The organism is Streptomyces sp. NPDC001056 (assembly GCF_053598955.1).
Genome location: NZ_JBSFLI010000049.1, coordinates 1 through 20,743 on the forward strand (window position 1 = coordinate 1; position 20,743 = coordinate 20,743).

Annotated in this window: 13 protein-coding genes and 2 pseudogenes; 7 read left to right on the forward strand and 8 right to left on the reverse strand. The window is 72.5% G+C overall.

Translation table 11 applies throughout. From position 1 onward, the window contains the following. Nucleotides 1–137 precede the first annotated feature (137 nt). Entirely contained in the window at nt 138–830 is a 693-nt protein-coding gene (locus tag ACWDD7_RS34560; protein ID WP_450460314.1) for a class I SAM-dependent methyltransferase, read from the reverse strand. Nucleotides 831–1,009: 179 nt separating this feature from the next. Here ACWDD7_RS34560 and ACWDD7_RS34565 point away from each other — a divergent pair, with 179 nt between their 5' ends. Next, the gene (locus tag ACWDD7_RS34565; protein WP_450460316.1) at nt 1,010–1,762 is read left to right on the forward strand and encodes a hypothetical protein; all 753 of its coding nucleotides are present in this window, start codon (nt 1,010–1,012) and stop codon (nt 1,760–1,762) included. A gap of 142 nt (nt 1,763–1,904) precedes the next feature. On the opposite strand, the gene ACWDD7_RS34570 is transcribed toward ACWDD7_RS34565, so the two are convergent. From ACWDD7_RS34570 to ACWDD7_RS34580, 3 genes are all read right to left on the reverse strand, one after another. Then, on the reverse strand, nt 1,905–3,116 hold the full coding sequence (locus ACWDD7_RS34570) for a glycoside hydrolase family 6 protein (protein WP_450460317.1): 1,212 nt from the start codon (nt 3,114–3,116) through the stop codon (nt 1,905–1,907). A gap of 1,072 nt (nt 3,117–4,188) precedes the next feature. Continuing rightward, nucleotides 4,189–4,617 (reverse strand): hypothetical protein, encoded by a 429-nt coding sequence (locus ACWDD7_RS34575; RefSeq protein WP_351877813.1) that lies wholly within the window; start codon nt 4,615–4,617, stop codon nt 4,189–4,191. A 414-nt stretch (nt 4,618–5,031) separates the two neighbouring features. Beyond that, nucleotides 5,032–6,768, reverse strand: coding sequence for an immunity 49 family protein (locus tag ACWDD7_RS34580; RefSeq protein ID WP_450460340.1), 1,737 nt, complete (start codon nt 6,766–6,768; stop codon nt 5,032–5,034). Nucleotides 6,769–7,724: 956 nt separating this feature from the next. Between ACWDD7_RS34580 and ACWDD7_RS34585 the strand changes: the two are divergent. Further along, a pseudogene (locus ACWDD7_RS34585) lies at nt 7,725–7,819 on the forward strand. Between the two features lie 2 nt (nt 7,820–7,821). Here ACWDD7_RS34585 and ACWDD7_RS34590 read toward each other — a convergent pair. Beyond that, nucleotides 7,822–8,028, reverse strand: a complete 207-nt coding sequence (locus ACWDD7_RS34590) for a hypothetical protein (RefSeq protein WP_450460318.1) — start codon at nt 8,026–8,028, stop codon at nt 7,822–7,824. Between the two features lie 1,127 nt (nt 8,029–9,155). Between ACWDD7_RS34590 and ACWDD7_RS34595 the strand changes: the two genes are divergently transcribed. The 4 genes from ACWDD7_RS34595 to ACWDD7_RS34610 all read left to right on the forward strand — a co-directional run bounded on the left by ACWDD7_RS34595 (nt 9,156) and on the right by ACWDD7_RS34610 (nt 14,869). Beyond that, a complete protein-coding gene (locus tag ACWDD7_RS34595; RefSeq protein ID WP_450460319.1) occupies nt 9,156–10,049 on the forward strand; it encodes a response regulator transcription factor in 894 nt (297 codons plus the stop codon). Nucleotides 10,050–10,577: 528 nt separating this feature from the next. Then, nucleotides 10,578–10,802: a hypothetical protein gene (locus ACWDD7_RS34600; protein WP_450460320.1), complete on the forward strand. Its 225-nt coding sequence runs from the start codon at nt 10,578–10,580 to the stop codon at nt 10,800–10,802. A gap of 294 nt (nt 10,803–11,096) precedes the next feature. Then, the gene (locus ACWDD7_RS34605; RefSeq protein WP_351876436.1) at nt 11,097–11,555 is read left to right on the forward strand and encodes a hypothetical protein; all 459 of its coding nucleotides are present in this window, start codon (nt 11,097–11,099) and stop codon (nt 11,553–11,555) included. Next, entirely contained in the window at nt 11,552–14,869 is a 3,318-nt protein-coding gene (locus ACWDD7_RS34610) for a tetratricopeptide repeat protein (protein ID WP_450460321.1), read from the forward strand. Before ACWDD7_RS34605 ends, ACWDD7_RS34610 begins: the two co-directional genes overlap by 4 nt. Nucleotides 14,870–15,287: 418 nt before the next feature. Here ACWDD7_RS34610 and ACWDD7_RS34615 read toward each other — a convergent pair whose 3' ends face one another. Next, nucleotides 15,288–15,866, reverse strand: a complete 579-nt coding sequence (locus ACWDD7_RS34615; RefSeq protein WP_450460322.1) for a hypothetical protein — start codon at nt 15,864–15,866, stop codon at nt 15,288–15,290. Nucleotides 15,867–16,451: 585 nt separating this feature from the next. Between ACWDD7_RS34615 and ACWDD7_RS34620 the strand changes: the two are divergent. After that, a pseudogene (locus tag ACWDD7_RS34620) lies at nt 16,452–17,906 on the forward strand (flavin monoamine oxidase family protein); the annotation flags it as partial. 459 nt (nt 17,907–18,365) lie between these two features. On the opposite strand, the gene ACWDD7_RS34625 reads toward ACWDD7_RS34620, so the two are convergent. Both ACWDD7_RS34625 and ACWDD7_RS34630 read right to left on the reverse strand, forming a co-directional pair. After that, nucleotides 18,366–19,385, reverse strand: a complete 1,020-nt coding sequence (locus ACWDD7_RS34625; RefSeq protein ID WP_351876440.1) for a polyprenyl synthetase family protein — start codon at nt 19,383–19,385, stop codon at nt 18,366–18,368. Further along, nucleotides 19,382–20,422: a tetratricopeptide repeat protein gene (locus ACWDD7_RS34630; protein WP_351876441.1), complete on the reverse strand. Its 1,041-nt coding sequence runs from the start codon at nt 20,420–20,422 to the stop codon at nt 19,382–19,384. Before ACWDD7_RS34630 ends, ACWDD7_RS34625 begins: the two co-directional genes overlap by 4 nt. Nucleotides 20,423–20,743 lie beyond the last annotated feature (321 nt).

The following is a 20,743-nucleotide window of genomic DNA, read 5'->3' on the forward strand; positions in this document are numbered from 1 at the left end:
CGCAGCCCGATCGCCTACGAGACAGCGTCCCGAACAACATCAACTACGCTGACGCCAGCCGCATAACCCGTGTCCAGAACTCGGGGTCAAGGCCCCCCAATCGAGCAGCAGACCCATACCTGTGGCCTGAGCCGCGTTCATGGTGATGTGGGCTTGCGGGCGAGGATCTGGATCCCCGTTGACTCGTGACCGTTCATGGTGGTTACCGTGATGGTCCGGGTGTCGATGGTCTGGAACCCGGTGAGCAGGGTGGAGAACCATTCACGGGGGTGGTGGCGGCAGACCGCGCCGTCGCCGGTTTCGAACACGCCGTAGGTGCCGTAGTGATCAGCATGGCGGTCGTAACGGCTGTGGTTGCGTTCGTCGTCTTGCAGCAGAAGGTCGCTGATGTAGAGGGTCCCGCCGGGCTTGAGGACGCGGTTGAGCTCAGCGATCAACCGGTGCTGGGCTTCATCGCCGGGGATGCAGGTAAGCACGGCGAAGAGCAGAACGGCGTCGAAGCCTGCGTCTGGGTAAGGCGAGGCCGGCGGTGCGTCCAGGGCGGCAAAGCGCATGGTGGGGTGCAGGCGGCCGGCCCGGTTGATCATTGCCGGTGAGGTGTCGGCGCCCGTGAGGTTGTCGAAGCCGTGCTGTTCGAGTTCCTTCATGATGCGGCCGTATCCGCATCCGTAGTCGAGGATCGCGGCGTGCCTGCTGATCCCGTCGAGCCAGGGCAGGTGGAGCGGGTGCGTGAACGTCTTGGTGGCCGCGGCGGCATCCCAGTAGGGAACCTGACTGTCGAGGTCGGACATGGCGGATGCCTCTCTGGGCGCTTGGCTGAAGCTGGTCATGCTGCCACGGCGGCGGGCCGCTCGACGAGTTGGCCGGGCTCACGCTCGGCCGTGACCAGGCCGGACGGCTCGCAATGGATTTGACGACCCGCGCTCGTTGCCGGTAGTCGTCGATGCGGACAGCGTCGAGGCACCAGGTACGGCCTGGGGCGCCGGCTGTCATGTGGGGGGAGGGCATCGTGAATGCTTGGGGCTGGATACTTCTGCTCGCTCTGGCTGCGGCAGCCGCGGTCGGCAGGCAGCTCTACCGTTATCCGGGCGGCTGGAAGTTCGCCTTCGCCCCCGAGTACGACGGCGCGCGTAGTGATCTCGACAGTGCACGGAGTGCCGTGCGCGGGCTGGAGCGCGCCGCACAGAAGGAGTTGGCCGACGCGCGCGGCGCCGTCGACGCCGCTGCCAGCGCTTACCGGCGCCGGGTGCGCAACGCCGAGGAACGCGTCGCCTACATGAGCGACCCCGGCCGTGGGGGTTACCGTGACGAACTTGGCGCTCTGTCTCTCTACGAGCACGTCCTGGCAGTCTCGACCGACGACTTCAGCGGGGATCTGCCCCTGCACGAGATAGCCGTCCGCTCCGACCACACCAGGATGGCCAGCCACCTCTACCTGGTCGGCCCGGACGGACGCCAGCACCTGGTGACCTACGCCGCGGCTGACATCGCGGAGGAGCGTGTCCGCAAGTTCGTCGTCGACGTCCACAACGCCATCGCCGCCGCCAAGTCGTTCCAACTGGATCGGCCCGCCCGACTCCGACAGGCAAAGGCCGATCTCCACCAGGCTGAGAACGACACTTCCGAGCACGAGAAAGCCCGGCTGCGTCTCGAAGAGGTCACTGCCCGGCAGAACGCCGACCTCCGCATCTCTACGGCACGCCAGGACCTCGCTGCCGCTCACGACCGCTGGCAGGAACTCACGGGGCGCCGCCCCCACTGACCAACCGCCGCGGGGTGTCCAAGATCAGGGGTCAAGCCCCCCCACGCATCCCTGGCCTGGGCCCGGGCGCGCAAGGGGGTCGACGCGGACGGCCACGCCCCAGGGGCGGGGCATGGCCGCCGGCTCAGGTGCGGTTCCCCGCTCAGCGGTGCAACAGGTCCGGGTTGAAGGTCAGCGCCGGGGAGGCGTCGGCGGCCAGAGCGTGGGCCTGGTCGGGCCACCAGGCGCCGGCGATCGGGTCGACCGCGCCGTACTCCGGGTCGGTCGGACCTGCGGTGCCGCGGGTGCAGCTGCCGTCGGATTCACCGGGCACCTTCACCCACAAGTAGGCGTCGAGCAGCGGGTTGCCGGTGGCGGTGGTGGGGCGCACGCCGAGGCCGCGGCCGGGCGGGTTGCACCACTCCTGGGCGTCCGGGTAAGAGGCGGTCGGCGTCCACGGACCCTGGCCGTTGCGGCTGCTGTCGATCACGAAGTGGGTCAGCTGGGCGTCGGCGGGCACATGCGAGGCGTACCACGCGTCGGCGTCCGCAGCCGGCCACGACTGGTCCGCGCAGTCGCTCGGTTGGGCGCCTGCGGTGTTCCGCAGGTACCAGACGCACTTGGAGATCTGGGTTCCGTAACGGACCAGATTGCTGTCGGTCTGGTAGTTGGAGACATTGAGGAAGAAGCCCTGTGCCCGGGCCACCCCGCCGTCGATCAGCAGCTTGGACATGGTGCCGACGGGCTGCCAGGAGCTGTGGCCGGCGTCCAGGTAGACGACCGCACCGGGCTGCTGCTCCAGCCGGTCCACCGCGCCGTTGATCTCCGCGAGCCGGGCGGTCTGCTGCTCGGCGGTGCCGCCGCAGTACGCGGGGGAAAGGGCCAGCCCGTCGGGCTCCAGGATGACCACGGTCTTGTGGTCGTCGATGCCCTTGGCCAGGGCGTCGACCCAGGCGGCGTACTCCTCGCCGGTGGCGGCGCCGCCCGCGGAGTACTGCGAGCAGTCGCGGCCGGGGACGTTGTACGCCACGGTGACCGGCACCCGCTTCTCCACCGCGGCCTTGGCCTGGAGCTTCGCCATGTCGTCCGTGGTCTGCTCGGGGTCAGCGGTGCCGGTGAACCACTGGGCGACCGGGTACGAGGCCATCGCGGCCATCGCGGCGGCGTCCGCCTTGTCGCCCGCCTTGAGGTCGGCGAAAGACTGCTTGGCCGCCTTGCTCGCGGGCTCGACGTAGAACCTGGTGCCCTGGGCGAGCAGGTGATCGTCGGCGGGGGACGCCTTCGCCGCGTCGGCCGGTGCTGCGCACAGGCCGACGAGGGCGGCTGTCGCGGCCGCTGCGGCGAGGAAGGGCCCGGCCTTGCGGGTACGGGGCACGGATGGACTCCTCGGGTCGAATGAAGTGGGAGCGCTCCCAAACGTTAGTCCCACATCAAGTCAGGCAGCCAGGGCGGCGTCAAGAGAGCTGTCGGCCCGATTTCCTCATGATTCGTCCAGCCCCGCGACGCCGGTGATGCGCCGCAGGTCCTCCAGGCTCACTTCCTCCTGCCGCAGACAGTCCGCGCCCTCTACCCACGCCAGGACCGGTCCTTTGCCCGTCCGGGAGCCCTCCCCCGGCCGCGTCCGTCCCGCCGGAGACGACGATCTTGTGCAGATACTCGGCCTCGCCGCGAAGGCCGCCGCCTTTAGAGGTCGTTTCCACCTGTTGTGCAGGGAAATGAATGGACATCTGGAGCGCGAGGCCGTGGTATTCGCGAGGTGCCCGGTGCGCTTTGGAGTCTGGGGCCAGTGAGGGAGACGAGCGGGGCGTGGTGAGGCTTCTTCCTGTCTCATCCCAGAAAGGCCGGCGCGGCCGCTCCAAGCGGCACCGTCAAGGCCCTGAAGCCCCTGGTCACGCAGACCTGGAAGACCGGTACGGGCGCGGCACGGTGCCCGTACCGTCCCAGGCCGCCTTCCACCGGCTCGTCCACCGGCTCGCCGGCCCCGCCGAACACCCCCACCGCTCCGCCCGTACTCTGCCCTCCCCGCCGGCGGGTGGGTGTTCGCTCCGGCCGTGGCGCTGCGACCGGGGCGAGAAGGTGCAGGTCGGCAGCTCACGATCGCCGTCGATGTGGCCGTCCGCGCCGTCCTCGCCGCCGTCCTGCGCCTGGCCCACGCCCGACTTCCGGCGTTGCAGGGGCTGCTGGCCCTGGACGAACGGCTCAAGGGCGTGGCGGCCCGGCCAGTGGTGCCCGAGACGATCGTCGTGGACGGGCAAGGTCTGTCTGTCCGCGGCGTTCACCGCCGCCTGGGAGACCCTCGGCATCGGCGTCCGGTCCGCTCCCCCACGCCTCTGCCGCCAAAGGCATCGTGGAGCGCACCTTCGGCACCGTCAACGCTCTGCTGTGCCAGCATCTGCCCGGTCAACCGGGCAGAGAGCGCCAGGACTTCGGCCCCAGGCCCCAGGCCATCACGGGCAGTAGGGGCCGTTGGGGTCGACGACGCAACTGACCTGCCAGTTGGTCCACGAGCCGTTGTCCCAGCGCATACGGAACCAGTAGTTGCCGTCTTTGCCGATGGCCGCGATGGTGAAGTGTGTGAGGCTGCCCAGATAGTCGACTTTGACCTGGCTCTGGGCCCAGCCCTCCATGGACAGCCAGCCGTTCCAGGACCCGTCGGTGTGGCTCCAGTTCGTCCACACCGCGTGGTCGGTGCCGACGACGAACTCCTGCTTCGTCCCGTCGTCGAAACGCGTCACCGTCACGCCGTACTCGCAGATGTACTTGTGGCCCTTGTCCTTGCAGGTGGACAGCGCCTGGGCCGGCGCGGCCGCGGCACCCACCCCCGCGAAGGCCGCCAGGGCGGTGACGGTCGTGACAACGCTCTTGAGTCTGCGCATCTGCTTGCTCCTTTGCCGAGTGATCCCACCGGTGAGGAGAGAGAACCGGCCTCCTCACCGCCCCGGCAAGCTGATCACGGACACCGAGGGTCAGACCATGCAGAAACACCGGCAGAAGTACGTTCTCCGAACGAGACGGAAACCGGGGCGCACAACGGTCGAAGGGCCCCACGGCGAAGACGGCGGGCAGGCCGCCCTCGAACGCCTCTGCCTCGCCACCCTCGCCCTCGACCCCACCGGTCGCGGGCAGCCGCCGATCTCCAGCCGAAGCCCGATGTCCTGCCGGGGTGCAATGTCCTGCCGGGGTGCACGGACAGCGGCGGCATGGCCGACCAGGGCATGAGACGTCAGAAGCTGCAGGTCCCAGGAGGCGGCGCGGGCGCGTGCTGCTCGGATCGCTACGGCCCGCCTCGTTCAGAAGGGTTCGGCGGCCCGCAAGAGGTCCGGCGGAAGGTAACGGGACTCGACGCGGATGGCCCAGCCCCGGCGGCGGGCGTGGCAGGCCAGGGCGAGGATGTCCAGGTTGACCGAGGCATCCGGATCGTCGGCGCGGTCGGCGACCGCGTAGTAGGCGCGGTGGGCTTCGAGAGCGTCGGCCAGGGCGAGGTTGAAGCTCTCCTCGTCGCCCTCCACGAGCTGCGACAGCAGCACGGCCGGCGGCGTGGCGAAGCCCCGGTCCGCGGCCCTCTCGGTCTGCTGGAGCGCCCGTTGTACGGCCTGTTCGGGGTCGGTGCCCGTCAGGTAGGCGTGCAGGGCTTCGCGGTAGGCGCTGAAGACGGAACCGTCCGGGCGGGCGAAGGCGGGGCCGGTGAGGACCAGCGGGGCGAGGTCCTCGCGTACTCCGGTGATCAGGGCGAAGGCGACGGCCTTCTGCCAGTTGTGGGCGCCGGCCTCCTCGGCCCGCTCGGCCGGGTAGCGCAGCGTGCGGCCGTCGACGGTCACCTCGACCTCGGTTCCCGGCTCGGCGAGGGCGATGCGGAACAGCGCCGCCCCCATCCGGGAGGCCAGCCGCAGGCGCACGAGCTGAGCGTCCGTGAGATCGCCGGGATCTCCCGCACGCCACTTGAACAGACGCTCCTGGTCGCCCATGACACTTTCGAGCCGCCAGACGGCGAGGGGTTCTCCGTCGGCGGCGGTGAACGCCTCCTCGGCATCCTTCTCGTACATGGCCTCGGTCCGCGGGTGCACGGCCCGCTCGCAGGCCGGCCGCTCCACCACCAGCGGGCCCGCGGCGAGAGCGGCGATCGCGTCCGGCCGCCGGTCGCGGCCGAACGCCGCGACCCGCGGTCCCCGCGTCTCGAAGCCGGTGAGCAGCGCGTGCGGGAGGTAGTCGCTGCGGACGGCGGGCGCCCAGCCCAGCGTCCGGTACGCGAGAGCGGCGAGGGCGATGGGGACGAGAGGGAGAAGGGTCTTCGGGGAGGCCGTGGAGCCGTGCCGGGCGGCGTGCCCGGCCAGGAGGTCGGCCAGCGCGGCGTCGAAGGCCTCCCGGTCCTCGGCGGCCAGGGCGCGCAGCGTGCGCAGCGCCAGGCTGTCCGGCCGGTCCAGGAGGGGCTCGCCGGTCTCCTCGGCGCGGGTACGGATCCGGTCGAGGGCCGCGTCGACGGCGGCGAGCTTGGCCTGCGCGCTCGGCGGGTACTCCTCGTCGTCGCCGGTGTCGTCCAGGACCACGGCCATCAGCCCGGTGGCGAGCTCGCCGAGGGGCGTAGCCCGCACCCGCGCGGCGAACTTGTCCCGGGCGTAGTGGAATGCCTCGCCGTGCCACCTGGCCTTGTCCCTGAGAACGGCGAGGCAGAGCGCGTCGATCCACTCCCCGGGCGTGACGCTCTCCTCGGGATGGTCGTCCCCCGGGTCGTAGCTCATGCCGAAGTTCACGTACTCCAAAAAGACCTGGAAGCCGCAGTGCGGGTGGTAGGCGGCGTAGGCGACGGCGCCGGCCGCGGCTTCGGAGGCGTCCTTGAGAGCGGCCTTTGCCTCCGGGATGTCGAGGCCGGGGGTCGCGACGGAGAGGGCGCCCAGGTAGTCGAGGAACTCGTCCGCGATCGACCGCCATTCGTAGGTGGTCATCCGGCCGCCCCTCGACATGGACCGCACCTGGCCGCCGATGCGGTTCGTGAAGTCCTCGCGTGCCGCCGACACGGCCGCCTCGCCCACCTGGTGACGCTCTATTCGCACTGCCCCGCTCCTTGATCGATCTCACTCCAGCCTAGGTGCGGGATCCGAACAGGCCGGCGCCTGCCGTGACCAGGATCCTTGGCCGGGCCGCTCCTGGGGCCGACGTGGAGGGAAGCCTCAGCAGCGGCGCGCCCCGCGCCGCCCCGCGCCGCCCCGCGCGGTCGGCCGCCCCGGTGAAGGCGTCCTGGGGGTGACGCGTGTGCCCGCAGCGCCGCGGCCGCGCGTCCGAGCGGGCAGGGGCGCCGCGCAGGAGGGGCGATCGGCGCGGGGGCATCTGTCGCCGCGCCGGCGATGGCGGCGGCCCCATGGTGGGTCGTGGCCGTCACCGTGATCGTGAGTGTCGCGGCGGCCGGTCTGCTCGCGCCGGCCCGGACTCCCGTGCCTGAGGATTCCGGGCACAAACGCGACGTACTGCTGGCCCGGATGCGTCACCGCGAGCGCCGAGCCCGCAACGGGCCGCCGTCTCAGCAGCACCGCACGGCGCGGTCACGGCGATGAGCGCCCGCCTGGCAAGCAGGGGGTCGTCACAAGATCGTCAACAGCCGTCTGGCGGGCCCGCGACTCGTCGGAGCCGGGGATACGGACTCCGGGGGCGTCGAGGAGGTCAGCCTGGGCGGCACGAATGCCGTGCGGGGCCTGGGGGCCGGTGCCAAGGGTGCGGCGGGCGGTCACGCGGCCATCGGGAATGTTTTGGCATCAGATCCCGTACTGAGGCGGTGTGTTCGGCTGGCCCGGGCCGCCTCAGAAGGGGGGCTCCCGGAGGGCCGGATCGCCTGTTGCGGGGACGGCCGTAGTGGGCGGGCAGACCGCTGGCGCCCTCGCCCTGGCTTTGTGCAGAGCCATCGCCCCGGCCCTGAGATGTCAGTCCCGTGTCAGGGGCCCGTGCCACTCTCTTTCACGTGAACGGCTCCGGAAACCAACGGGGTCGGGAGCGAGGAGAGGTGCCCGGAGTGGTTGATCGGGGACCAGCGAGCACGCCTCAAGGTCGGATCCTCAGGGGTCCACGCAGGTTCGAATCCTGCCCTCTCCGCATCACGCGGCACGCCGCTCACCGAGGAACTCCCGGTGAGCGGCGTGCTGATGGCGTGCAGCGTCGCAGGACGTGCGGACCAGGAGGGGGCCGGCGGCCTCCTCGATGGTGGGGGCCGCCGGCTCGGGTTCGGGGCCGGTGCGGTCGCCGGGGATGATCTGGATGGGGAAAGCGGGGCTCCTTGCCGCCCGTCGAGCGGTCGGCGGCATGGACGCGGACCGGGTAGGGGCCAGGCGGTTCGCGGTCCGCCAGGAGTGTCCGCTCCGGCACGGACGAGCTACGAGGGTCAGGCCGTCGAAGCCGACGAGGGTTTGTCGGCCGCAACCGACAGTGCGGACAGACCAGTTCAGCGGCGGCCAGCCGGAAGGCGCCCACACTCGGCGGCCCTGCGCCGTGGAACCGCCCCGCAGGTGCCGGGACGCCCCGCCCACGCCGGAGGTTGTCGGCGAGGCACACTTCGCCGAAGCCGGAACTGACCACCTTGGTTGCGTGTGCTTGCCGCACCATCGCCGAGCACGCGACGGTGGACAGCGCACCACCCCGAGGCACGGGGGCTGGGACGTACCGGGCAAGGTCTCTCGCGGCCCGACCGCGCGTGCGTGTCGCGACGGCCCGCGAAGGTCGCGAGCGCCGTCGAGAGGAGGATTCCGATGCGCGACGCCCCGTGCGTGGACGACGGGAAAGGCGAGGCGGCGGGCGAGGGACTCGCGCCTGCGCCGTCCCGGTCGTCGCGGAGGTGGTGGCCGTTTGTGGGTGCTTCACGGCACGTGTGGTGGGAAGGGGTGCGTACCGTGCTCGGCGTGGTGGAGGCGATCGCGATCCTGACTGACGCACAGGCCCTCGCCGTTGCGGCGAGGGCGCTCACTGCGGTGGTTGGCACGGTCGTCGACGCCGGCAAGCTTGAGCGACCGTGACGCCTGGGTCCGGCCGCTGTCGGGCGGCCGGACCCTCCTGCCGTTTCCGGCGTGCTCCTTCCAGGTAACAGCATCCGGAGGCGAGCGCCAAGGGACGTCCGTCCAGTCGTCCCGACGAGGAGCACGAAATCCGTTTCGTGCTGTCGGTGAGAAGGGGATTGTTCTTGTCCGCCCAGACCGATGGCTGCCGCGCTTGCGGTCGTGCACTGCCTCAGGCCCGGAAGGCGGGGCGCCCCCGGCAGTACTGTTCGAGCACCTGCCGTTCAAGCGGGCGCCGTGCCCGGGCGCGCGAGGCCGCCCGCGCGGCGCGGCAAGGCGGGCCCTGCGAGACCGAGTTGGCGGGCCGACGCTGCCCCCGTCCTGCCGAGCACACGCTGCTGGTGTGCGGGGTGCCGTTCCGGCTCTGCTCCCCCTGCCACACGATGACGGCCCGGTACCTGCTGGAGCAGCAGGTACCGGCCACCGACGTCGCGACGCCCCTGCCGGCGCCGGCACCTCGGATCTCCCCCGCGAAGCCGGCCGGCCCCGCCCGCCCCGAGGTGGGAGCCGCCCGGCCGACGCGCGTGCTGCTGGTCGAGGACGATGACACGCTCCGCACTGCGTTGCGCCTCCTGCTCACGCGCCACGGCTACACGGTCTTCGAAGAGGGCACAGGGCAGTCCGGCCTGCGCAGCGCCTATCTCCGGAGCCCCGATCTCGTCCTGCTGGATGTGATACTGCCCGGTATCGACGGATACGAGGTGCTGCGCCGTCTGCGGGCGGTCAGCGACATCCCGGTCATCTTCCTGACGGCCCGCAGCGACAGCGCCGATGTGGTCATCGGTCTCACCAGCGGAGCGGACGACTACATCGTCAAACCCTGCCACTCCATCGAGATCATCGCGCGCATCGAGCGGGTGCTGCACCGCTACCGGGCCGCTGAACGTCAGGACGAGGCCGTCTACGACGACGGCGTGCTGCGCCTGGACTCCCAGCGGCTGCAGGCGTGGGTGGCGGGCGCCCCGCTGCCGCTCTCGGTGACGGAGTTCCGGGTACTCGACCGCCTCGTACGCCATGCGAACGTGGTCCAGCACTTCGCGACGCTCCTGAAATCGGGCTGGGACGCTCCGGCCGCGGTCGGACGCGACCGGGTCAAGTTCACCGTGTCCCGGCTGCGCGGCAAACTCGACGGCACGCCCGTGGGTGGCGAGTCCGTCGTCTCGGTCCGCGGTATCGGCTACCTCTACCGCTCTCCCACCACCCCTCCGCTCCCTCCTCCCGGGCGCACCTCCCCACCAGTCGGCTACGGTCACGCGCCTACCCTGCAGGGCCTGTGAATGCCCGTGCCGGACACCGGGTGCCGCCCGGGCCGGTCACAACCCTGCGGCGAGGCGCCATCACCGGGTGCCATCGCCGAGTTCACCCCGACGAGCCGAAGTCGGTGACGCCCCACGTGATCCGCCTTCCTGAGCGGAGGGGTTGCTCGCCGGCGGTCAATCGTTCCGCATGCCTGCCATGTCCAGTGGAAGAGTCCGCTCTCGGACGCGCGCCGGAGAGGTCCGGAGTCGTCGTAAGCAGGCGGTGCTGCAGGATCTGTGTGCCGAAGATCCAGTACAGGCCGGGCCCGCTCGGGATTCCCGCCGCCACCGCGGGCACGGCGGTCAGGAGTTGCGCCACGCAGTGTGCCATGACGGCCTGGCCGGGGGTGGCGCCGAGGGTACGGGTGATGGTCAGGGCGCGCCGGGCCTGGATGGCGGTGCTCCGGCCGAGGAGCCGAGGAGTCGGGCGAGCGTGGAGCAGACCGGCATCGGTGCCACGGCTGCCCCGCCCAGCAGCAGGTTCGTGCTGCTGGGCAGGGCAGCCACGTGCGCAGGGACGAGATCGTCGCCCGACTCGTCGGCGCCGGACCCGAGGGCGAACCGGCATGCACCACGTTCGCCCTGCCGGTCAGCAGGTCCACCCAGAGCGGACGCTTCAAGACCCTCAGGGAAGCAGGCGTGATCCGCCGACGCGACGAGGGAACCCGGCGGCTGAACCGGCTGCGCCGAGATGATCTCGACGCCCGCTTCCCCGGCCCCGCAGGGACGTGACGTCATCGCCAACTGGTGACCCACCAGCACATGTGGCGGTCCGGCCGAGGCACGGCCGGGAAGAACGGCAGAACCCGGGAACCACGCTTGCGCCGGGTCCGCCTTGCGTAACCCGGCGTTGCCGATCGGGGACGTCGAGCCGGCGCCGGACGTCGCGGACAAGCCGAGGGGCGGCGTCGCCGGACAGAGCCACTGATTCATCAAGTCCCCTGTGCCGTAGGGGTGTTGTGCGGTGTACTTGCTCCCGGAACGAAGCCGCCGTCCCGTTCGTACGGCGGCCGGAGGGGGGAGACCGTGCCTGATCCGCAGAACGCGCAGCAGATGGCGGAGGCGCTGGCGATGACGGGTGCCTCGACGCTGGTCGCGGCGATGGCCACGGACACGTGGCACATGGGGCGCGGCGGCTTCGCGCGGCTGTTCCAGCGCCGCGGGAACGGCCTGCGCGGGATCGAGAGCCAACTGGACAACGACGCGGCTCTGGTGACCGGAGAGGACGCCGCCTCGGCGCGCGAGGCGCTGATCGGCCCGTGGCGGCTGCGGCTGGTCCGCCTGCTGCACGACCACCCGGACGCGGCGCCGGAGCTGACCGACCTCATCGAGCGGATCCGGGAACGGCTCCCGGAGGACGGGCGCCGCTGGACGCAGGACGTCCGCGCGTACGACCGCTCCGTCGTCAACGCCGTGCAGGGCGGCAACCAGTACAACCACTACATGGACAGGCCCCGCCCGGACGGTGACGTGGACGAGGCATGAGCGAGTCGGACGGCACGGTCTTCATCCAGAACCTCTCGGTGCGCGGCGGCCGGATCAACGCCGTGCAGGGTGGCGACCAGTACAACTACATCTACCGCAGCGCCCCGCCGTACCGGGTCGAGCCGTACCCGCTGGGCGCCGGGGCCGTCCCGCCGGGCCTGCGGCGCGTGCCCAGCCGTCTGCTGACAGCCCGCCATCGTCTGGTCCCCTTCGCTCCGCGGCCGGAACTGGAGCTGCTGGAGGCGTGGCGGGACGACACCGCACCGGGGCTCACGGTGCGGCTGCTGCACGGCGAGGGCGGCCAGGGCAAGACCCGGCTCGCGGCCGAGTTCGCCGCTCGGTCGGCCGGGGCGGGCTGGACGGTGGCACAGGCCCGGCACCGGAGCGAGGTCGCCTCCGCCGGCGGCGGGGACGAGAGCCTGGCGGTCCGCCCGCCCGGCCTGGTCATCGTCGTCGACTACGCGGAGCGCTGGCCGCTGCCCGATCTCATCACCCTGATCCGGCAGCACAGCGCCGCGGCGCGCGACCGACTGCGGATCCTGCTCCTGTCCCGGCCCGCCGGGGACTGGTGGCAGGACCTGGCCCACCAGTTGTCCAAGCTCGACATCCTCGACGCCGACGCGGTCCGCCTGCCCGGCCTGCCGGAGCACCTTGAGGCGCGCGGCACGGTCTACATCTCGGCCCGGGACGCGTTCGCCGCCGCCCTCGGCCTCGCCGACCCCGCCGCGGTCCGGGTTCCCGCCGAGCTGGGCGATCCCCCGTTCGACCTGATGCTCGCCGTCCACATGAAGGCGCTGGTGGACGTGGACGCGGCCGTGCGCGGCGTCACCCCGCCGTCCGGCCGCGACCTGGCCGCCCTGTCCACCTACCTGCTGGACCGCGAGCACGACCACTGGCGGTCCGGCCACGACGGCGGCCGCGGGCCGGTGCGCACCGGCCCGCAGGAGATGCGCCGCGCGGTGTACGTCGCCACGCTCACCCCGCCGCTGACGGCCGAGGCCGCCGCCGAGGCCCTGACCCGCACCGCCGCCGCCGAGGCGGCCGACGCCGAGCAGGTCCTGCGGGACCACGCGCAGTGCTACCCGCCGCAGGCGGCGCAGCTGCTTTTCGAGAGTCTCTCACCCGACCGGCTGGCCGAGGACTTCCTCGCCCTCACCCTCCCCGGCCGGGAGGACCGGTACGGCTACCACGCCACGGACCCGTGGGCCGGGGCCGCCCCGGCGATGCTGCTGGAGCACCCGGAGGACGGCCGGCCGCCGCCGTACGCCCGTCAGGTGCTCACGGTGCTCGTCGAAACCGCCCGCCGCTGGCCGCACGTCGTCGACCGCCACCTCATCCCGATGCTGCTGCACCGGCCCGCCCTCGCCCGGGCCGCCGGCGGCGCCGCGCTGAGCCGCCTGTGCGACCTGGACGGTCTGCCGGACGCCGTGCTGGAGTTCATCGCACCGCACCTGCCGCAGGAGCGCCACGTCGACCTGGACACCGGCATGGCGGCCGTGACCCGGCGTATCGTCCGGCACCGGCTCGGCACCGCAGACCTCGGCCCGGCCGAGCAGGCCGCGCTCCTCTCCCACCTCGCCTGGCGGTACGGCAACGCGGGACTGCTCCGCGAGGCCGCCGACGCGGCGCGGGAAGCGGTGGCACTCCTGCGCAGGAGCGACGCCGACGACACCGCCGCGCTGCCCGCGCTGCCCGCGCTGGCGGACGCCCTCAACGGCCTCGCCGCGCAGCTCACCACCGCGGGCCGGTTCGACGAGGCGTCCGAGCCCCTTCGGGAGGCCGTCGACGCGTACCGGGCGCTGGCCGCCGCGGACCGCGCCGAGCACTCCCTGGGACTGGCGATGGCGCTGAACAACCTCGGTGTCCATCTGGTGCGCACCGGCCGGGCGGCACAAGCAGCCGAGTGCTCCGCCGAAGCCGTAGAACTGCTCCGGCCGCTGGCGGACGGCGACCCCGGGGCGCACCTGCCCGCGCTGGCGACCGCGCTGACCAACCTGGGGAACGCGCTGTCGCAGGACGGGCGCCTGGACGAGGGCGTACGCGCCGTGCAGGACGCGCTGGAACTCCACCGGCGGCTGGCCGGCGCCGACCGGATGCGGTACCTGCCCGACCTCGCGATGACGCTGCTCGACTGCGGTCAGTGGCTGAAGGCCGCCGGCCGGGCGGCGCAGGCCCGCGAGGCCACCGAGGAGGCTGTGCGCCTGTACCGCGAACTCGCCGAGGCGAACCCGGCGGCCCACCTCCCGCATCTGGCCATGGCCTGGGACAACCTCGGCAACGTCCTCGCCCGCCTGGGGCAGCCCGACGACGCCCTGGAGGCCACGCGCAGGGGTCTGGAGATACGCGAACGGCTCACGGCCGCCGACCCGGAGCGCCACCGGCCCGACCGGGCACGGTCGCTGACCAACCTCAGCATCCGTCTCTCCCAGCTCGCAAAGCCGCACGACGGCCTCGCGCCCGCGGAGGAGGCGGTCGGGCTCTGGCGCCCGATCGCGGCCGCCAATCCGGCGCATCTTCCCGACCACGCGACCGCCCTCCACGCCCTGGACCACTGGCTCACCCGGGAGGGACGCCACGGCGAGGCCCTGGACGCCGCCGAGGAACTGCTCGCCGTGCGGCGCCGGCTGGCCGAAGCCGACGCGTCCCAGGCGCCGGTGCTCGCCACCGACCTGCACTCCGTGGGCGCACGTCTCGCCGGTGCCGGCCGCCGGGAGCAGGCCATGGCGTACCTCTCCGAGGCGGTCGGCCTGCGCCGCGGGTTCGCGCGGACCGGGACGGCCGCCGACGCGTCACCCCTGCTGGACTCCGTGAACCTGCTGGGCACCCTGCTGGTCGAGACGGGCCGGGCACCGGAGGCGGTACGCCTGTCCGCCGGTGCCCTGCTCATCCTTGAGGAGCCCGCCCGCGCCGATCCGGATTCCTACCGTCCGCACCTGGCGACCGGGGCGGCCCTCGTCGGCATCAGGCTCTCGGAGGCCGGTCAGCCGGAGCACGCCGTCCAGTCCCTGAACATGGCGCTGCTGATGCTCCGGCAGCTGGCCGCGGCGGACTCGGCGTACCTGCCGCAGTTCGTCAACGTGCTGCGCATCCTCGCCCTGGTCCGGGTCAGCGCCGGTATCGACCTGGAGCCGGCCCTCCAGGCGAGTACCGAGGCCGTTCGCATCGCCCGTGGGATCTCGGAGCACCTCCCCGCGGAATCGCCTCTGCTCGCCGACGCCCTGACCGCCCACTCCGTGGTGCTCCAGGCCCTCGGTGACGACGCCCCGACGGGGGCCTCGCCGGCGGCGGAGGCCTCGCCGAGGGAGGACGCCTGACCAGGACCGTCCTGTCCGGTCCGCTTCCCGCGGAGATCGGCCAGGCGGCCGGGAGCGGCGGCGGACACTTTCGGAGACCGTCCGCGTTCCAGCACCCGCATCCGGTCCTGTCGCACGCCCGTCACCTTGCCCTTGGGCCGGGAGACGTTGCGCAGGGGGGCCAGAGGCGTTCGCGGCACCGGATGTCGCCGGGCGTCACCGCGGCGGTATTGCAGCAGGACACAGCGTTTGCCGCATCGCCTGCGGCAACGGATCACCGTGCTCTCGGCAGTACCGCCGAGCCCTCCCGCGGCCGTACCTGCCGTGCCGGTTCGGTGCCGGTCTTCCGGGCGAGGGGTGGAGCGGAGTAACCGCCTTCGGCGCGTGGAGGATGCGCCCGGGTACCGTCGCCGGTGTTCGCGTGCGCCGCGACGGCGTCCTACGCACTCCGGCTGCCCGCGGCCGTACGGCGCCCCGGCCGAGCGCGGCCGACGGCCCACGCGCCCAGCCCCGCCAGCAGGGCCGCCCCGACTCCGTAGACCGGCAGCCACAGGGTGGTCGTGGATGCCAGGCAGTCGGCAATGGCGTCATGGCGGTGGACGGCCTGCGCATAGGCCATGGCGGTTCGGTCGCGGCCGGCGAGGTCCGCCAACGAGGCCTCCGTGCGGAGGCTTTCGAAGGTGCCCAGCCGATCGCACTGGTCGCGGGTCCCCGGCATCGGCAAGAGCCACGCCCAGCGCTGCATCATCGGAGCCAGCGCAACCGCGGCACACAGGCCCCCCACCAGCGAATACGCCGTCAGGTCCTGCACATACGAAAAGCGGAGGCCCGGCATGGACGCCGGCGGCCGGCAGGAGGAGAGGACCACCACGAGAAGCGTGACACCGATGTAGGTGGCGAACCACTGCCAGGACCCCTGCGCGAGGGCGAAGGTGAGTACGGCGGCGAGAGCGATGCCGACGACTCCCGGCTGAACGGACTCCCGACGGCTGCCTGCCCCGACAGCGGTTGCTTCCAAGGCTCTTCGGGGGCTGGGGTTGTCCATACGCTCTCCCGCCTGCTTCCCGAGACCACCAGTGTTCACGCGGATCGCGCCGCAGGCCCGGCGTCATGCCGGGCGGCGGCGCCGGATCCGCTCTTGCTCTGCACGTACGTCCCGGTGATCTGCACGTACGCCCCGGGCGCCCCCGACTCGCCCGCCGTCCCCGCCAACAGCCAGCGGAATGCCCGAATTGACGTAGCTTGTCGGCCGCAACAGGTGATCAATGCCGAGGACATCCAGGCTGGAGGCTGCCGGAGATGGGCAAACCAGCGCGGCGCGACCTGCTCAAGGGGACCGCGGCGCTCGGCGCCGCCGCCCTCGCCGACGGAGCGCTGGGGACATCGGCCCAGGCGCGTCCACGCGTCCGCACGAGGCCGGAGCAGGCCGCTTCGACGCCGGACCGGCACGATGTGCTCGACGTCGCGGTCATCGGTGCCGGGGTGTCCGGGGCCTACACCGCCTGGCGGCTGCTCGGCCCGGAGGCCGGGCGCAGCCGCGCGCTGAAGGAGCTTCAGCGGCGGCGCGGCGGTCCTCTCGTGGTGGGTCTGTTTCGAGGGCAGCGAGCGCGTCGGCGGCCGCCTCCTCTCGGTGACGCCGCCCGGTATGCCACACCTGCACGCCGAGCTGGGCGGGATGCGCTACCTGACCGACCAGCCGGTCGTGGCCCAACTCGTGGACCACCTCGGGCTGCCGACGACCCGCTTCCCGGTCGACGAGCCGCAGAACCTCGTCTATCTGCGCGGGCACCGCTTCACCCAGGCCCAGTGGAACGACCCCGCGGTCGTGCCCTACGACCTGCCGGCCGCGATCCGGGGCAAGTCGCCGGACGACGCTCTCGTGTCGGTCATCGAACGTTTCGTCCCCGGCGCCGCCACCATGGACCACCAGGCATGGGACAAGATCAAACCGACGGCGTCGGCCGGAGGCCGGCTCCTCTGCGACACCGGGTTCTGGAACCTGCTGTTCGACGCGGTCGGGCAAGAGGGGTGGAACTTCCTCCACGACGGTTTCGGCTACGGCTCGGTGGTCGACAACGTCAACAGTATCGAGGCCATGGAGGCGTCGGTGGCCGACTTCGTCGGCTCCCCGCCGCCGCACTACCGGCTCCTGGCCAACGGCTACCAGACGATGCCCGAGGAACTCGTCCGGCGATTCAGGGCGGAGGGCGGGAGTGTCCACCTCCACCACCAGGTCCGCCGGATCGACCGGGAAACCGTCCACGGCGAGGACGTGCTGTCCCTCGCCCTTTCCGTCTGGCCCGAGGGACGTCCGCTCACGGTCCGGGCGCGGCACGTCGTCCTGGCGATGCCCCAGCGCTCGATCGAGCTGCTGGACCCGGACACCTTCCTCTTCACCAGCGACCGTTTCCTGTCCGACCTCGGCTCGATCGTCCCGAGGCCCGCCTCCAAACTCTTCCTCGGCTACGACCGCCCGTGGTGGGAGGATCTCGGCCTGCGCGCCGGCCGCTCGGTGACCGACCTGCCGCTGCGCCAGACCTACTACTGGGGCGTGGAGGGGAAGCAGCCCGGGGCCGACCCCGACAACCGCAACGCCCTGCTGCTGGCCTCCTACAACGACCTCACCGACGTCGAGTTCTGGAACGAGTTGCTGACCCGGCCGAACCGTCTCGCCCCGGTGGCGGTGCCCCGACCGTCCCGGCCGATGGACGCGACGGCTCCGGGGCCACTGGTCGACGAGGCACAGCGCCAGCTGCGCGAACTGCACGGCCCCGACGCCCGTGTCCCCGAACCCACGGCCGCCTACTTCCAGAACTGGGTGCAGGACCCGTACGGAGCCGCCTGCCACTTCTGGCAGGTGGGGGCGAAGAGTCGGGAGGTCATGCCGCGCATGCGCCGCCCGCTGCGCGACGCCAACCTCTACGTCTGCGGAGACGCCTGGTCGACCGGGCAAGGATGGGTCTACGGCGCGCTCACCCAGGCAGAACTGATGCTTGAGGAACAGTTCGGCCTGCCTCGCCCCCCATGGCTCCCGGCGAGCGTCTACCTCGGTCCTTAGCACTGCGGCATCGCCGCCCCGGTCTCAGCGGGCCGGATCGCCGCGGGCGCGGGTCGTACGCAGCCCGGCCGCCCGCGCGGAACCGACCCGGCTCGGTGAAGAGCGCGGCGCCGGTGCCGCTCTCGCCCTGCGGACGTCCGGCGGGCCGCCGGCCAGTTCGGCGTAGCGCCGGTCCGGTCGCGGGCCCGGCTGGTCGTGATCGGCGCCGTAGACCCGGCGGCGCAGGGGCTGTCCGTCATCACGGTCCGTCCGTTCGGCCCGGCAGCTGCCGCTGACGGCCGCATCCGGTCACGTCGGCTGCGGAGGCGGGAGAGCCGGGTGCCGCCGGCCTTCTGCCCGGGCACGGTCTGGCCGGGCGGCTGCCGTCGGCTCAACCGCCGCTGCGAGTTCCGTCCCCGCGACTGCCTGGCCTTGGGCTCGCCGCAGCCGTCTGCTGGTCAGCACGGTATGCCGACGGGTTCACAGTTCGCGGCCGACCAGGAAGTCCAGCACCGTGAGCAGGTCCCCTGCGGCCCCGGCGGCCAGCGGTGCCCGCGCCAGGAGGGTACGGGCGGCGGCCGTGTGCGTGCGGGCCTCGGCCAGCGTCGCCGTACGGCCGCCGGCCGCCTCGATCAGTTCGGCGGCCTCCTCCGCCCGCTCCGGCGAGTCCAGCAGCTCGGGCAGGGCGCGGGCCGCCGGGGAGTCCAGGGCGGCCAGCACCGGGTAGGTCTTCTTGCGTTCCCGCAGGTCGCCGCCCGCGGGCTTGCCGGTGACGGCGGGGTCGCCCCAGATCCCGAGCACGTCGTCGACCAGCTGGAAGGCGATGCCGAGATGCCGCCCGGCCCGGTCCAGCGTGCCGGTGGTGTCCTCGTCCGCTCCGCCGAGCACGGCGCCCAGCGCGAAGGCGCAGCCCAGCAGGGCGCCGGTCTTGGCCTCCGCCATCGCCCGGTACTCCTCGGCCGTCACCCTGTCCGGGCCGGTGCACGGCCGGCCGGTGAACAGCAGGTCGTCGGCCTGCCCGCGCACCAGGTCGGCGAGGGCGGCCGACAGCAGCCGTACGGCACGGGCGCCCTGCGGCACGGCGGCGAGGGTTTCCACCGCCAGCGCGAACAGGGCGTCGCCGGCCAGCACCGCCGGACCCGTGCCGTATGCCTTCCACACGGCCGGGCGGCGGCGCCGGGTCGCGTCGCCGTCCATGATGTCGTCGTGCAGCAGTGAGAAGGTGTGCACCAGCTCCACCGCGACCGCCGCCGGAATCCCGGCCCGCCCGTCGGCACCCGCCGCCCGCGCGCCGAGCACCGCCAGCGCCTGCCGTACGCCCTTGCCGCCCGGTGTGGCGGCGGGCGCGCCGCCCACCTCGCACCAGCCGAAGGAGTACGCGGCCATCTCGGCCATCCACGGATGCAGCCGGCCCACCGCCTCGCTCAGGGCCGGCCGCACCAACGCGGTGCAGCGGGCGAGGACTTCGGGCGCGGCGGGCGGAGCGTGGAGCGCGGTCACCGTACGGCCTCCGCGTCGAGTCCGAACTCCTCCTGGGCGCGGGTCACCAGCCGTTGCACGTGCTTGAGTCCGCTGCCTTCCAACGAGCGTGCCAGTTCGGCGAGTTCGGCCGCCGTCCCGTCGCGGTCCCGACCGAGCCGCGCCAGCGACTTGGCGAGGCCCAGCCGGGCGAGCGCCTCGCCGCGCGGCTCGCTCATCGCACGGAACTCCGCCAGCGCCAGCTCGTACATCTGCCGTGCCTCCTCGTGACGTCCGGCCCGGTACAGGACGTTGCCTCGCATCTTGTGGTTGTAGGCCAGCGCGCTGGACAGGTTCATCGCGCGACAGCCGGCCTCCGCCCGCGACAGCAGCTCCAGCGCCCTCTCGGTGTCCTTGTCGCGCACCGAGAGGATGTCCGCGAGGCCGCGCAGCGCCCACGCGTGCCCGCGCCGGTCCTCGGCCCGCTCGGCTATCTCCGCCGCCTCTTCGAACAGCGCGTACGCCCGGTCGTAGTCCCCGGTGTTGCGGTGCATCTGGGCGATGCCCTCCAGTGCCCACACCGTGTGCCGGGCCTCGCCGCGCCTGCGGGCCTCGGCCAGCAGCTGCTCGTGCAGCCGGCCGACCGCCGCGTAGTCGCCCTGGATGCGGCCGGTCTCGGCGAGTCCGGCGAGCGAGTAGCCCCGGCAGACGACGTCGCCGGCCCGCTCGCCGAGTTCGGCCGCGAGTCCGAGCAGCCGCCAGGCCAGCGGGAACGCCCCGCGCTGCCGGGCGAGGGTGCCGCCGCTCCACAGGGCCCACGCCATCGCCGCGGTGTCGCCGGCCTCCCGAGCGGTGCGGTAGCTCGCCTTCCAGGACCGGTCGGCCTCCCGCACCTTGCCGAGCCGCCGGTACGCCTCGGCTACGGCGAGCCCGCAGCGGGCGGCCTCGGCCGGGTGCCCGGACAGCTCGGCCTCGCGCAGCTTCTCGATGCCTTCCGCCAACACATCCGTCAGAGAGGAGTTCACGGACAGGGTGGTCAGGGCGCCCTGGTACTCGGGCGCGAAAGCCTTGCCGTACATACGTCCCTTTCTATACACGACATGTATACACACTGTGTATACATGTCGTGTATAGCGAGTCGGAAATACGCCCCGCCCGGGAGGACCGGGGCGTGTCGGTCTGTTGTCGATCAAGACGCGGGCACCGCGACGGGGGTTGCCCGCGGCGCGGATCATGATGTGAAGGTTCCGTGCCGCCAGTCCGACGCCACTGTTCAGCGCCGCGGCCTCAGCGGTGCGGGCGCCCGCCGCACACCGGACGGGTGAACGGCCGGGAAGGCCCGAGCCGTCCCGCGAGGCCGACCCTCGGGCACGCCCACCGCACGCCGCGGTGGTGGCCTC

Bases quoted from the DNA above. Each gene is read 5' to 3' on its own strand.
- ACWDD7_RS34590 (WP_450460318.1), bottom strand. From the start codon at position 8,028: ATGCCGCCGACCGCTCGACGGGCGGCAAGGAGCCCCGCTTTCCCCATC.
- ACWDD7_RS34630 (WP_351876441.1), bottom strand. From the start codon at position 20,422: ATGTACGGCAAGGCTTTCGCGCCCGAGTACCAGGGCGCCCTGACCACC.
- ACWDD7_RS34595 (WP_450460319.1), top strand. From the start codon at position 9,156: ATGACGGCCCGGTACCTGCTGGAGCAGCAGGTACCGGCCACCGACGTC.
- ACWDD7_RS34610 (WP_450460321.1), top strand. From the start codon at position 11,552: ATGAGCGAGTCGGACGGCACGGTCTTCATCCAGAACCTCTCGGTGCGC.
- ACWDD7_RS34575 (WP_351877813.1), bottom strand. From the start codon at position 4,617: ATGCGCAGACTCAAGAGCGTTGTCACGACCGTCACCGCCCTGGCGGCC.
- ACWDD7_RS34560 (WP_450460314.1), bottom strand. From the start codon at position 830: ATGACCAGCTTCAGCCAAGCGCCCAGAGAGGCATCCGCCATGTCCGAC.